The sequence below is a fragment of the Legionella anisa genome (assembly GCF_001467525.1).
Lineage (GTDB): Bacteria > Pseudomonadota > Gammaproteobacteria > Legionellales > Legionellaceae > Legionella > Legionella anisa.
Genome location: NZ_LNXS01000029.1, coordinates 448,947 through 462,475, shown reverse-complemented (window position 1 = coordinate 462,475; position 13,529 = coordinate 448,947). Strand labels below are relative to the sequence as shown.

The following is a 13,529-nucleotide window of genomic DNA, read 5'->3' as shown; positions in this document are numbered from 1 at the left end:
TATAATCATAAGCTTAAGTAGGAGCCGATGCATGGCACTCTCAAAAACTTTTAAAGATCTTATCGCAGCAGGTGAGGGGCATTATCAAGAAAATTTTAGAAATTTAAGAGATGATGTCAAAATTGCAATTTATCAGAAATTACTCTTTAAAGCAGGCGAAACAGCTGAAGGAAGTGATGAACGAAAAGCCTTAGCGAGTTTAAATGATCCTGGTTTCCAGAATAGTCTATCTCAAGAAGTACGAGATGGAATAAAAATCGAACAGCAACGATATGCTACAGCCAAAGCCAATGCCATCTATCAAGATTACTTGCGTGAAATAACCCTTGAGCGTGTAAGAAGTAAGGTCACCTTGCTTGATAAGGAGGGACATATAGTTCTAACAGCACAAGAACAAGAAGAAGTGAAGAAGAAGTACGAGGGTTTAGAGTTTAATGAGCATGGACAGTTAACCTCAGGGAATTTACCCGCAGAGGAACAAAGCAAGATACTTAAGAAGCGTGATGATTTATTGTTTGATCCCCAAGCTCGTTTAATTTACGAGTTAACACTATCTGAAAAAGAACAAGAAAAGGTACTTAAGAAGATAGAAGCTGCTCTAAACATGCCGAATGTTGACGATAGACAAGGTATAGAGATTAAAGCGGGGCTTAAAAAGGTCCTTGGTGGTCGTACACCTACTGACACTACTTTATGTTCTATTGATTTAAGTGGTCAAGTAAATGGTGAAGGCACCGATGTGCATAAGAGGCTAAGGGATAAGTTTGTAAAAAAATATGGTGGACAGCCGCTTCTTTCTCATCAAAGAGCAAGCATGGTTGCCTCTTTTGAAGAAACTTATGCGCATATGAATTTAATGGCAAGAACATTTGAGAGGCGTTCCATAACCTATGGTGAAAAGAAGGAAACAATTAGTCATGATGCGTGGCAAAATATTCGCCATAATGCAGCGCTGAAGGTTCAGGATGAAGTGGCCAAAGCTTATAAGGAAGCCGTTAAAAAATCCAGTGATCCAAATGGTAAGGTTGATGTAAATAAACTTAATAAAAATTTGGCCAAAGAAAGAGTTAAATTAGCTGAATCTGCAAAAAAAGCACTTATAGAAGGAGTCGTTGCGCATTTAAAAGAACGCGTAGCGTTATCTTTAGAATTTGATGAAGAAGGAAAGTTAACGAAAGAAGAACAAAAGGACCTGCTTAAGAAGCATCAGGATTTAAAATTTGATGACGAAGGGAACTTAACTTCTGGAAGCCTAACGAAAGCAGAGCAAGAGGCTCTAATTAAGAAGCGTACTAGAGAAACTGTTTTAGGATACATGCAAAAACTAAGCGGCGAGTTGAATAAACATGTCTTTACTGCGGAGACGGCTACAGGATATGACTATTTTTACACGTCCAATTACTTACAACAAGGGATGTTAATAAGTGGAACTAAACATACAGCACATGACAAACCTTCGTTTATTCCAGGGTTACAAGCAGAAGATCAAGCGGCTTTTAGGCGAGTTACCTATACTTATCGAGATGAAAATGGTGTATTGCATCCAACTTCCGCTGTGAGTGCACGCATCCCCTCACCAGCGCTGGTTTTTCATCCCACGATGAATGCTCAGAAAATTAGAGAGGATCTAGTAAAAAAATTCGGTTTTCTCCACGAGCAAATGCGTGATATGCGAGGTGGAAAAGATGGCCCTGTCGTAGAGAATTTATTTACTTCGTTTCATTCAGAGGCATTTGAAACTATAGGAGATAATAATAACCGACAAAGAGCCAGTGCACTTTACATGATTCAGGCCATGCATGAGTTTAATGCACAAGGTCACGTACGTGTGCAAGAGCTTAAGAAAAAGGAAGAATATAATTTGGGAGATAGGGCTCTTTTGAAAAAACTTGAAGAGGAGCTTGAGGAGCATAAAGGGAAAAAACCCAAAGATGAAGAGGTTGTAGAATACACGCAGCGACTTGTAGAACTACAAGATACTGTGAAAGATATAAAACAATACCTAAACAAAAATTTCTTATACGTACAAAACATCGGTACCAATCGTCACACTCGGGATTTAGGTTATCGAGATGATAGAAGTTTCGTTACCGGTTCTGTGGAACTGGATGACATTACCTTAAGTGCCGAAATGGCCATGCTGCACACGCTTGAAGAAAATAGTGCTTATTTAAGTGAAGAAGTAAAGGAAAAAATCACCGCTATCAATGCTAGAGTACTTGAGCAGTATGGTACTTTTTTAGATGATAAACAAAGACCAAAGTATTTCGCTCAGTCAATAGCGGGTGATACTTTAATTAAGGAGATCAGAGCATTTAAAAAAGAATTAGAAAGCGGGCTATCGCAACAAGAGGATGTTGACGATTTACCTTCATTGGCTTCCAATGCACTTGCACGAATGATTGCCACCAACCAGCATTGGGACGTACGCTATGGTCAACTGAGTCAAGCGCTTAGTATGTACATCGAATGGGCATCAACTGGTGGCTGTAAAAGTGGTAATGAGCGTAATCAGGATGTCATGTTGCGCTTTGCCTTATTGAAAAGTATTCATGAGCGTGTAGAACATAACGATGGAAAGCTGGATAAGCTGCAAGAGCATGAAAAAGCGATTTATGCTCAAATGAAAGCGTATGCGAAAGGAGAAACAGCTGATCCCGATGCGTTACGCGCTGCGATTGCTGTATCAGTAAGTAAATGTAATATGCACGGCGGTGCCGCAGCCATTTCTCGCGAAGATCAAGGAGGGGCAGCAAAAGTAAGTAGTTTTTCATTTATACAAGATATAAAAAGCTCGTTCTTGCGCTGGTCTGCACGAATCGCTCTAGGATTAGTTGCTCTGGCAACATTTCCATTATTAGCGATTCCTCCAGTGAGAAAATTCTATGTAAATCAATTAATTGACACCAACAATGCGGCAGATAGAGAGATGAATCTTGATGCTACCGGTGCAAGTAAAACCCAGGCACATAAAGGCCAGGACAAACGTACTCGTGAGGTAGTTTTAGAGGTGTTAAAGGAAGATGAATTATTTAATAAGAAGAAAGGTGGAACAGAATTAACGAGTACGGAAAAGGATGGATTTAAGAAAGCCAAGGGGAAATCTCATGAAGGATATGAGTTTCAATTTGAGAAAGAAGTGGCCAAAGTCAAAGTTGTTGAGCCTGAATTTAATGATGGTCCAAAAACACTGGTAGATCGTTTGGGGGTTAAAGAGATTCCAAAGCAGCGAGAGGTATCACCGCGATTACAAATTGACTTAGTAAGTGAGCATAACGAGGGACTTGGTGTTATCCCTACGAAAAAAGGGGAGTCAGAACAGACTGAGCCATATACCCCTACGAGTTTCTAAGGACATTAAATGTCTTTGGCACTGTATTGTTCCATGGTTATATTTGCCCTGGTTGAAGGGCGCTGTATCCTAGGACATTGGAGAACTCATTCTTTTTAGTAAGAACCTCAACTACAAAGACTTCTGATTTTTTCTTTTATTTCTTCGGGTAATTGGGTGAGGGGCAAGGTGCTCAATGCTGCACTTTGGTATAAACGCTTGATCTCTGGATTTTCTATCGAATCTAAATGCAACGCAATGGTTTGCACATCGCCTCTTACTAATGGTCCTGTGAGTGACTCTGCAATACGTTCTGTTTGTTGTAAGTTATTTAAATTACCTTGCATTAAATTGACTATCATCCGTCGACTTTGTTGTGCATCGATACCTGCTTTAAGAAACAATTCTTCACTGCAAGATGCCAAGGTAATTAAGTAATTCGAAGCCATACATGCTGCAGCATGATATGCTGTTTTTGCCTCCGGCTTAATGGTAATGAGATGAGAACCTAACTGATTGAATACGCTTTTTAGCCACGCGCATACTTCAGCGTCACCTTCCAAAACACAATCAACTTGATAAAACGCAGTGGACTCCAGATAATTTGCTTTAAATGCTTTTAAAGGATGAAAACTAGCGACCAAGCAGCCTTGTTTTCTTAAAGGAGCCAATACAGCTGAACTCAAAACCCCACTGCAGTGAATAACAAAATTACCCGGCTTTAAGACATCAGTATGAGTGAGGATTTCTACGGCATTGTGAATGGCATCATCATTACAGCATATCCAGATTACTTCAGCTGCGGGTAAGTGCGCAATTTTGTCAATTACCTGACCGGAACCAATCTCCTGACTCGCCTTTTGTGCACTTTCCAAACTGCGATTACAAATGGAAAAGGATGAGATGAGATGAGCTTTAGATAAGGCAAATGCGATATTTTTACCTAATCGGCCTGCGCCTATGATAGTGCATTTCATATTTTTTCATTGCCTGGAAATTTATTATCAGTAAATTAGTAACCGTTCATTAATTAACTTAAGGGTAGCCTGGGTGAAGGCCTGTAAGGCCGAAACCCGGGTTCCACTTCGTTCACCCAGGCTACAATCTGATGCCTTAAAAGGTATTAAAAATGCAATTTTAGCAAAAAACCGTCACCATCTCGATGAATTCCTGGTTATAATACTCTCAATTTGTCATATTGAGAATGAATTATGCCTTATTTGCTGAAGGGAAACGCAGAACAAATTTTCCATGCTTTTGGACAGGGCTGGGTCGTTGCAGGACAAAAAGATGACACAAAAATAATTGGGGATCTCCCAACGGTTAATTTTTTGGGTACGATACAGCACGCAATAAGACATTTTACTATCTGGCGCAAACATGCTCTGGGGAAATATTATCTGCCTGGTAATATGACTGCAGGAAATCTATCCTATTTATTTGGGCCTGAGCCACTCAGAAAAGAAAAGGAAGACTCGGAGGTTTACAAAGCGAATTTAGGTCGCCAGGATTTTGCCTACATTAATGACGCGGGAGAAGACTGCGGCATTATGGTGATGTATCGAAAGGATGACCCGAAACAGTGGGTGCTCGGTTTAATAAAAAATGGTCATGCAGGTCCACAAACCCGAGAAATTATCTGTGTATCAAGCTTTGATTTAACACCGTATATTCGATCGCTTGATGCTGGGGTGACCGTTTCCCCTGTGTCATCTATAGAACCCTTATTACAGCAGATTGGTTCTGCTATTCCGGGCTTTTTATTACAAAATGCAGTTCATGAGAATAACGAGATTAACTTACGTTTTCATCGTATTACTCTATTGATGCGAAAACTCCAGGTAGCGCAAGAAACGGCAACCCTTCGCGAACCGATTCCTTTTGCTGAACTTAATTTATCCGCCTTATTTGCAGAGAATCCAGCCCTGGATTTGCTTTTTCAATACAAAATACTGGATGAGCTTCCTTTGTCCGTTTCTCTGCTCAAGGAGCTTTTATCTGAATCCAGTCCATTACGTAAAGAAATTCAGGGAATTCAGTCCATATTCACTGATGATGAACGCATTAATAAAAGTTTATTAAAAATGCTCATCGTATTTTACGAAAAAGGCATTCTTGAGCAAAACCGAAAGCTACTTACCAATCTTGAGTTGATTAGAAAGTTCAGTGGCTACATGAAGGATGAGACACAAATTAAGTTAATCCCGTTTTTAATTCAACAATCCTATCCAGATGATTTAATTCAAGTTATTTTATCTGAAGAAGCTTATTACCGAGCTATAGACAGTTTAGTTGAGTTAGAGCCGGCACTCACAGAAGATGTTCCTAAGTTTTTTAAAGAATCTAAACCCAAACGTGACGAATTAAAACTGATTCTTTCTATACCTGAAGAAGACTGCAGACGACTTTGTTTGATTTTTTGGGTCAAAGGATCTTTATCTGAAGATGGTTATCAACAAATTATTGCTGCAACAAAGAAATATCCTTTATTGGCTTCAAGCTTGGTGGCTTTAGACCAAACAAAAACCGTTACTATTGAAGAACTGGAAAAGCTTGCTTTAAATCCCCACCAACATTTACAAAAATCAATCGCCTATCATTTCGCTAAAGAATTTCAAGAGCTTCATGATGTAACATCAAGATTGCGTAAGCTAACCCTTGATGAGTTAAAAGCAGCAAGCACAGCATTACTTTTATTAAAAAAATCAGGTATTACTGCCCCTCTTCAAACATATCACTTGGTATTAGAGAAGGACAATAAAGGACAGGCTTTACGTTTGCTTTTACCACAGTTAGCGAATGTGGAAGATAAAACGCGAACGTTATTAATGGAAGTTCTTTATAGCGGGGTAGTGCACGGGATACAGACTCAAGGCAATAAAGTCCTGGCCATAAAAGATCCAGTACAATTGGCTTTGGCTAAAAGCTTGCGCGAGCGTTTTATTTGTGTCAGGCAAATGCAAGACTTAAAGCTCAGAAAAGAATTGATCGAATTGGCGGCACGGGATGAGAGTGAAGAGGCGGCACGGTTTCGACAAGTTATTTTGCGGGTTGAGGCTCAATGCAAAATAATTCATGAACGCTTAGCAGGGTCTAAATCATCCAGTGAAATGCATAAAAAGTGGAAAGGTGCAGAAGAAACATATAGAAAAACATTGTACAACCTTTCTTATGATGCGCTTATGAATCCTTATGCCGATGTGCGCCCTACATTAAAGAACGCTGAAAAAGAAGTGCTTAAAATTGTCGATCCTGAAATTGAGTCAGATTTATATAGATTTTTATACAATGCTTTAATGGTTATTGCTAATATAATTAGCTGTATTCCCTTTGCGGCGCCTAATGCATATAAATACTACAAGACTGGTAATTTCTGGTTTTTTAACCAGAGTCGCTCAGGAGAGGAAATACGCAAGCTGGATAAGGAAGTGCTTAAACTTATCGATCTAGAGAACGCAGATGAAAATGGAGTGTGTTTCCCCCTATCTTGGTGTCAAATGAGTTAATCAATGTAACCAAAAAAGGTTACAGCCTTAGCCCGGAACAAATCTCCCTCCGGGCTGGGCATTCTTACATATCAGGCATGCAATTTGCATGAGTTTTCATAAAAAAACAGTGTGACATGAGATGGGCGATTTTTTTTAGTAATCCATTAAGTATTTGAATCTTAACTGTTTAGTTTCCTTGTTATCTGTTTGAAAATTATTCTTGAACTTATTGAATATTTCTGCCTAATATGAACTATTCTAAAAGGACGAATGGGATTTAATGGATTAAAATATGGGAATTCCAAAAAAAGCACTCAGAAATAGTAAACTCAATTATATAGAAAGAATTTCAGATAGTTCTCATGAAACATGGAAAGTTTCCTTTGAAGAAGATGGTGTTGTCAAGAGGGCTTATTTTAAAAAATTAGAGCCTAAAAATCACTATCCTGAGTTATTAGCCAAAATTAGTGTAGCAACTTCATCATTCAAAAGGTTATTTCAAGGAAAAAGATCGGCTGAAGAGCGTTTGGTATTCGAGGAGTCGGCTCTCGAATTAATGCCAGAAGATAAGCAAGATATAAAAGATAACACACTTTATATTGAATTACAGCAAAAAGACGTCTTCGAATACACTGTTAAAACTCCTGAGGGCTTAATAAAGGATTCCATTGCGATCAAGGATATACCAAACTTTAATCCTGAACGACCTTTAACTATAGAACAACTTCAAAATGTAAAAAGTAGTATTCTGGAAATCACCTCCAAAAGAGGCCACACACAAGATAAATTAATCGGTACGCTATCCATTGGTATTGAGGGTTTTAAACCGCTCCATTATGCGAGTCAGGGCATTCCTGTTAACAGTACTTTAAAGGAACAAGTTGCCCCCAGCGTAAAAACTCTGGTCGAAAAAGACATCATGGAAACTTTGCTTGGCCGATGGTTCCTAGATGATGATGATTCGCATCCTCATAATCTCGGTATAGCTGAAGAGCTGACTGCGGATATTGATTTTGATATGTTCTTCTATTGGTTCACCATCCATATGAAAGAACCAAGAACAGTGATCGGAGTACCTAAGGAACATGTAACGCTCACGGTTCGTGATTATGAGGCTTTTCCCAATGTTCAGGAATCCATGCCTTATCATTGGCCTTCTTATGAAAATCCAGGACAAGTTACCATTCCGGCCATTGTACCTAATGTAGCCCGCAAACTATTACCTAAAGCTTATGCCGACCCAGTCGAGTTTGCGCGCTTGGCGCAGAACTCTGTTGCCCAGGAACAGAAACTGGCCGCCGCTTTAAAGGCCTTATTAACGTATCAACCGGAGCTACAACGTAAACGCTTAACAGAGCTCTTTGGCGATATGCCTTTAAATTACACCTCTTTAGATGAGACAGATCCCAGCTTACGGGCAAAATATGAATCGCTGTATCCTCGCTTTTGCAATAAAGAGACGGACAAAAAATCATTTGTTGATTTTATGATGGATTTATATCAAGAACACTATGATAACTTATATCGAGTAGTGGTCTTTTACATGGGCTGTACTGATAACGGCTATGGGTTACCATTGTCGCCTACTTATTTAGATCTTTATAGAAAACCTTCTTTTTATCGCAAGATACTGGAATGGATCAAAAAGGAAAATAAAACAACTTATGCTAAAGAAGAAGATCTAAAGTACAATCCTGATGAATTACAAAAACGATATCATCAGGTCTGGCGTGATGCATTTGCACCAGTAATGAAAGAGTTGATCTACAGTTCTTACAGACTAACAAACTCGTTACTTAAAGAAGCCACCAATCCTCCCTATGTGCAAATTTCTGAACTGGTAAGCAAAAAAGCCACCGATGACACGTTAACCAGTGCATGGGAGTTATTCGGAAACTTACCCGTTCTTTCCGCAGATGTTATTGAAGCAAAGATTAGTGTTGATAAAGACAGTAAGTTGCGTGATGCATTATTATCTTTGATTGCCTTTGTTAACGAGTTTCGTGAAGTCACAAAGGCCTATTATGAAAAAAAACGTCAGAATCTTACCGAAGAAGACAATCTTGAATTTTCAAATAAACTGAGTTTACTTCATCAAACGTATAATCTAAAAATTCGCCAGGCCTTGGCGAATACAACAACTTATGCTGCTGAATTTAATGGTATTGCATCAAGCCTTAAGCTCATTGCAGAACAGGTCAATTTCCAATTGCATTTGACCACTACAGACGAACTCATGGAAGAAGCATTACTTGCCGTGAAACGAGAAGTGTTGCCTTTTACGCATGAAGATGTGAAACAACAATATCATGATTCATTATTTGTTTGGGCAAAAAGTCTCAAGCCTGAAGAGTTGGAACAATATATAAATGAAATTATAGATAAAAAATATGCGCCAGTAGTAACTTCGCTTTCATTCCGCCAAAGGGCTGAACCGGTGAAGAATTATTTAAAATCAAGTACAAAGGAGCGTGGTGATAATCGTTTGGCTTATATTTTAAGTTCAGGAACCCAGCAAGATGGAGCATTGAATACTTTGCTTATACAGGGGCTTACTCCTAAAATGTTGCACAAGCATCCCATACCAAGTGTTGATCTTGCGATCAGAGATAAAAGTTTTGAAAAGGGCATCAATGATTTTACTCGAGATGTGGTGTTCTTTGCCAAGAAAGATAAACGATTTACTCATCCTTATAGTGATGGGGGCATCACCATGTTATATAAGACGATTTATGATTGGGTAGATACCCTCACTGAGAAATCATTTAAAAGCTTAATCTCTTCTTCATTAGCAAAATATGAATCGAAGACATGGGGAAGCCTCTTAGGAGCCTCCAGGAGATCAGAAGTAGAAGGTTATTTAAATGGAAATTGTAATGCGAAAGTACTGGCTATGATCTTTATGAATGGAGGTGAGTCCTCCACATTGAACGAGTGTTTGTTTGTCAAAATAGTAGAAGCAATTAAAAAAGAAACTACTAAGTTTCCGGGGATGTTGGAAGAGCCAAAATATCAATTAATTTCTCTGTTTAATTTGGAAGAACATAAAACACATTATCTTAATAATCTGAGATATCATCACGAAACAATTTCTGCTTCGCATCGACAGTTACAACTTACATCCGGCTATACTTGTTAAGAAGCGCGTTACGTTTTGCCACTATACTCCAAGTGATCACGACCATGTTTGTGACCGCTGGAAGTATAGGTTATGATTCCCTTTTTTAGAATGTTGTGAGCTTCACATGTCTTTTGATTTAATAAAAACATTGCCCCAATACCTGATTCCTCAGCATGGGCTTACCAGCCTTGCTGGTTGTTTGGCTGAAGTGAAAAATGTCAAAGTAAAAAATTACATCATTGAACGATTTATAAGAAAATATCAGGTTAATATGAGTGAGGCTTTGATCGAAGACCATACTGCATACTCTTGTTTTAATGATTTTTTTATTCGTCAACTAAAACCAGGATGTAGGCCATTGGCCGATGCGGATATTATTTCACCTGTAGATGGTTGTGTGAGTGAAATAGGAGCTATAGAGCAGGGTCAATTAATTCAAGCAAAAGGCCGTTATTATTCCGTGGCTGATTTTTTAGCGTGTGATAACGATGTGGCCACTCAATTTATCAATGGGCATTTTGCTACTTTGTATTTGTCACCTAAAGATTACCATCGTGTGCATATGCCTATGGATGCCAAAATTACTTCGATGACCTATATTCCAGGTGCTTTATTTTCAGTTCAACCTTCAACGGTTCGAATTGTACCCAGATTATTTGCGCGAAATGAGCGATTGGTTCTCTTTTTTTCTACCGAAGTAGGTCCTATGGTTATGGTAATGGTGGGAGCAACCATTGTTGGTGCAATAGGAACCAGTTGGCATGGGGATATCAAACGGAGCAAGACTCGGGTTGATTTTGAATACAATCAAGAGAAAGAACAGAAGATGGCCCAAGGCGATGAAATGGGATACTTTAAATTGGGATCCACCGTAGTTTTGCTGTTCGCAAGCGACACAAAAGTACATTGGAATCCCGCTTTAAAAGCAGGAAGCGCAATCCGTTTAGGTGAGGCACTCGGTGAAATGAAACAGCGCGAAATGTAGCCTGGGTGCAGCGCAGCGGAACCCGGGTTTCCGAATTAAATGAGAGCCTCCCGATCCCGGGTTTCGCGGCGCTGCACCCAGGCTACACGTTTATCTCAAACTTATGTTAATGCAAATAGAGTTCCCAATTTTTTATTCATGGCATTCTGATATACAACAGAGGCAACGCTTAAATCCTGTATCGACAGTCCTACTGATTTGAATACAGTGATCTGGTTTTTGTAGTCTGCATTTTTATGCATTAACCAATCACCTATCTCAATGATATTCTCCTGTTTTAACTGATTTTGCTGCACGGCACTGATAATTTCACCTGCTTCGGCCATAACAGCGCTTAATTGATCAACAATTACTACAGCATGTTTCAGTACATCATTGCTGATTTCTTTCATATTGACAGTGTGTGAGCCTATGGCATTAATATGAACATGTGGTCTTATATCATGTAAGTGGATTAATGGCTCAGCACTTCCGGTTGCAGTACAGATGATATCCGCGTCTTTAACCGCTAAAGAAATGCTGTCAAATACATTGATGGCATATTGGTCTGCGAACTGAGTTGCAAATTGTTCTGCATTCTTAATGTTTCTTGACCATACCGATACCTGCTTTATGTCGCGCACGCTTGCTACGGCTTGAAGCTGTGTTTCTGCCTGTACTCCTGAGCCAATGATTGCAACATGCGTTGCATTATCTGCTGCAAAATATTGAGTTGCTAATCCAGAAACTGCTCCGGTTCTTAATGCGGTCAGATAAGCTGCGTCCATGAGTGCCATGGGTTCGCCAGTACTGGCATCAAGCAACATGATGAAACCCGTGATAGAGGGTTTATTGAGTGCACTATTTTTAGGAAAAATGGAGGCTACTTTTAAACCTAAAGCCTTATCTTGAGCCAGATATGCTGGCATGGTTAAAGTAAGCGCATCTTCTTCATCAATAGTAATGCCTGTTCTTAAGGGTAATTTAACTTGTTTTTTTGCTAATTGAATAAATGCATTTTCCATTGCCTTAATTGCTTGACTCATGGTGATGCTTTGTTTGACTTCATCTAAGGACAATAAGTGAAGACTCATAATAATTTTAACCTCCAAATTCTTTAGTTAAAGCAGATAATAAAGTGGGGTATTTGAAGTTAAATTGATATTCTGACAATCGCTGAGGTGCAACGGTTTGTCCTGATAATAATAACTCCTCACCCATTTGACCAAATAAAAGTCGTATAATCCATGCCGGCATCCACAGAAAAGCAGGTTTTTTCAATACCTGGGCAAATGTTTTGGTAAATGTTTTTTGCGACACGCTCTCAGGTGCTACTAGATTCACTGGGCCTGTAATCTCTGGGTGCGCTATTAAATACATGATTGCTTCAACGAGATCGGTGCTGTCAATCCACGCCAGAGGTTGTTCTCCAGAACCCACTACAGCTCCCATTCCATATCGAGCGGGCAACTCCAGTTTTTTTAACATTCCCCCTCCCCGCTTTAGAATCACGCCAAAACGCATGAGAGTAACAGGCATCCCTGCATCAAACCCTTTTTTGGCAGCTTCTTCCCACTGAGTAACCAGTAGGCTTGCAAAACTGGTTTCAGGAGAGTCGAGGGGGGGAGTCGTTTCGGTAAATGTAATATGGTCTTGTGCCAGTTTCTTCTGCAAACCATAAATGCCAACAGCACTTGCGTTGTATAGGTGAGGTTTTTTGGTGTCAGCCTTTATACCCCAAAGAACTAATTGGTTGGTTGTTTTAATTCGACTTGTAAGGAGCGTTTCTTTTGTTTTAGGACTCCACCGATGATCGGCAATATTTTCACCAGCCAAATTAATAATCGCATCAAATTCATTTGGGTTTAATGTATTAAGTTTATCCCAAGTGGTTCCATGAACTGTACTTGAAAATGTACGTTTAATTTTTTCCTCATCGCGTCCTATGACATAAATTTCGTGTCCAGACTGAAGTAACTCAGGAACCAATATTTGACCAACTAATCCTGTTCCACCACCGATAATGATTTTCATGAGAAATCTCCCTATAGAATGGCTCTAATAATACCCTAAGCGAATTCATTTTAATCTACTACGTGCACAAAAATGACTTGCGCGATTTGTTTTAGAAAAACATTAAGTCTATCCTTATTATTAATACCTTTAAGGGAATAACCATTATGCCTAATAAAAGTTTAACTGGAATAATCGGCTTGAGCAGTATATTGTTTTCCACAATAGCACTGGCAGCCTCTAGCAAGGGTTCAACTAAAGATGAATGGTTGGCCTCTTTTAAAGAGCAAGCTCCACCGAAAATGTGTCGGCAATTAGTCGATGATCAGAAGACGAATAAGCTGCTTGCAAACGCTAATATAAGCTATGATAAATGTGTGGCATTAATTTCAGTCAGTTTTGATAAATGTAAAACAAAATTTTATTCAGAATTACCCGCAAATATAGACGATAAAAATGTATCGACATGGGGTAATGAACTGGGGAAATGCATTGGTATCGATTTTTTTTCGAATAACCTCACATCAACATCAGTAACACCAACTACGCCGACCACTACAACAAAGAAACCAGGTGATCCAGAATAAAGGAGTTTAATGTTTTAAAATTTAT

The 13,529-nt window shown here is 39.1% G+C and carries 8 protein-coding genes; 5 read left to right on the top strand and 3 right to left on the bottom strand.

Annotated elements, in window-relative coordinates; all coding sequences use genetic code 11:
• The first annotated feature begins 31 nt into the window (after nt 1–31).
• A complete protein-coding gene (locus Lani_RS11190) occupies nt 32–3,352 on the top strand; it encodes a hypothetical protein (protein ID WP_019232648.1) in 3,321 nt (1,106 codons plus the stop codon).
• Nucleotides 3,353–3,459: 107 nt separating this feature from the next.
• On the opposite strand, the gene Lani_RS11185 is transcribed toward Lani_RS11190, so the two are convergent.
• The gene (locus Lani_RS11185; RefSeq protein ID WP_019232647.1) at nt 3,460–4,308 is read right to left on the bottom strand and encodes a Rossmann-like and DUF2520 domain-containing protein; all 849 of its coding nucleotides are present in this window, start codon (nt 4,306–4,308) and stop codon (nt 3,460–3,462) included.
• Nucleotides 4,309–4,542: 234 nt separating this feature from the next.
• Here Lani_RS11185 and Lani_RS11180 point away from each other — a divergent pair, with 234 nt between their 5' ends.
• The 3 genes from Lani_RS11180 to asd all read left to right on the top strand — a co-directional run bounded on the left by Lani_RS11180 (nt 4,543) and on the right by asd (nt 10,925).
• Nucleotides 4,543–6,837 (top strand): hypothetical protein, encoded by a 2,295-nt coding sequence (locus Lani_RS11180; protein WP_019232646.1) that lies wholly within the window; start codon nt 4,543–4,545, stop codon nt 6,835–6,837.
• Between the two features lie 274 nt (nt 6,838–7,111).
• Complete coding sequence (locus Lani_RS11175; protein ID WP_019232645.1) at nt 7,112–9,958, top strand: hypothetical protein; 2,847 nt, start codon at nt 7,112–7,114, stop codon at nt 9,956–9,958.
• Nucleotides 9,959–10,064: 106 nt separating this feature from the next.
• Nucleotides 10,065–10,925 (top strand): archaetidylserine decarboxylase, encoded by an 861-nt coding sequence (gene asd / locus Lani_RS11170; protein WP_019232644.1) that lies wholly within the window; start codon nt 10,065–10,067, stop codon nt 10,923–10,925.
• Between the two features lie 101 nt (nt 10,926–11,026).
• On the opposite strand, the gene Lani_RS11165 is transcribed toward asd, so the two are convergent.
• Together Lani_RS11165 and Lani_RS11160 are read right to left on the bottom strand one after the other, a co-directional pair.
• Entirely contained in the window at nt 11,027–11,998 is a 972-nt protein-coding gene (locus Lani_RS11165) for an ornithine cyclodeaminase family protein (protein WP_019232643.1), read from the bottom strand.
• 7 nt (nt 11,999–12,005) lie between these two features.
• Nucleotides 12,006–12,938 carry a TIGR01777 family oxidoreductase gene (locus Lani_RS11160; protein WP_019232642.1) on the bottom strand — a complete coding sequence of 311 codons (933 nt, stop codon included), beginning with the start codon at nt 12,936–12,938 and terminating at the stop codon, nt 12,006–12,008.
• Nucleotides 12,939–13,084: 146 nt separating this feature from the next.
• Here Lani_RS11160 and Lani_RS11155 point away from each other — a divergent pair, with 146 nt between their 5' ends.
• Nucleotides 13,085–13,504, top strand: coding sequence for a hypothetical protein (locus Lani_RS11155; RefSeq protein WP_019232641.1), 420 nt, complete (start codon nt 13,085–13,087; stop codon nt 13,502–13,504).
• Nucleotides 13,505–13,529 lie beyond the last annotated feature (25 nt).

Excerpts from the sequence above, each read along its gene's own strand:
- Lani_RS11190 (WP_019232648.1), top strand. The coding sequence starts at position 32 with ATGGCACTCTCAAAAACTTTTAAAGATCTTATCGCAGCAGGTGAGGGG.
- Lani_RS11185 (WP_019232647.1), bottom strand. The coding sequence starts at position 4,308 with ATGAAATGCACTATCATAGGCGCAGGCCGATTAGGTAAAAATATCGCA.
- Lani_RS11180 (WP_019232646.1), top strand. The coding sequence starts at position 4,543 with ATGCCTTATTTGCTGAAGGGAAACGCAGAACAAATTTTCCATGCTTTT.
- Lani_RS11175 (WP_019232645.1), top strand. The coding sequence starts at position 7,112 with ATGGGAATTCCAAAAAAAGCACTCAGAAATAGTAAACTCAATTATATA.
- asd (WP_019232644.1), top strand. The coding sequence starts at position 10,065 with ATGTCTTTTGATTTAATAAAAACATTGCCCCAATACCTGATTCCTCAG.
- Lani_RS11165 (WP_019232643.1), bottom strand. The coding sequence starts at position 11,998 with ATGAGTCTTCACTTATTGTCCTTAGATGAAGTCAAACAAAGCATCACC.
- Lani_RS11160 (WP_019232642.1), bottom strand. The coding sequence starts at position 12,938 with ATGAAAATCATTATCGGTGGTGGAACAGGATTAGTTGGTCAAATATTG.
- Lani_RS11155 (WP_019232641.1), top strand. The coding sequence starts at position 13,085 with ATGCCTAATAAAAGTTTAACTGGAATAATCGGCTTGAGCAGTATATTG.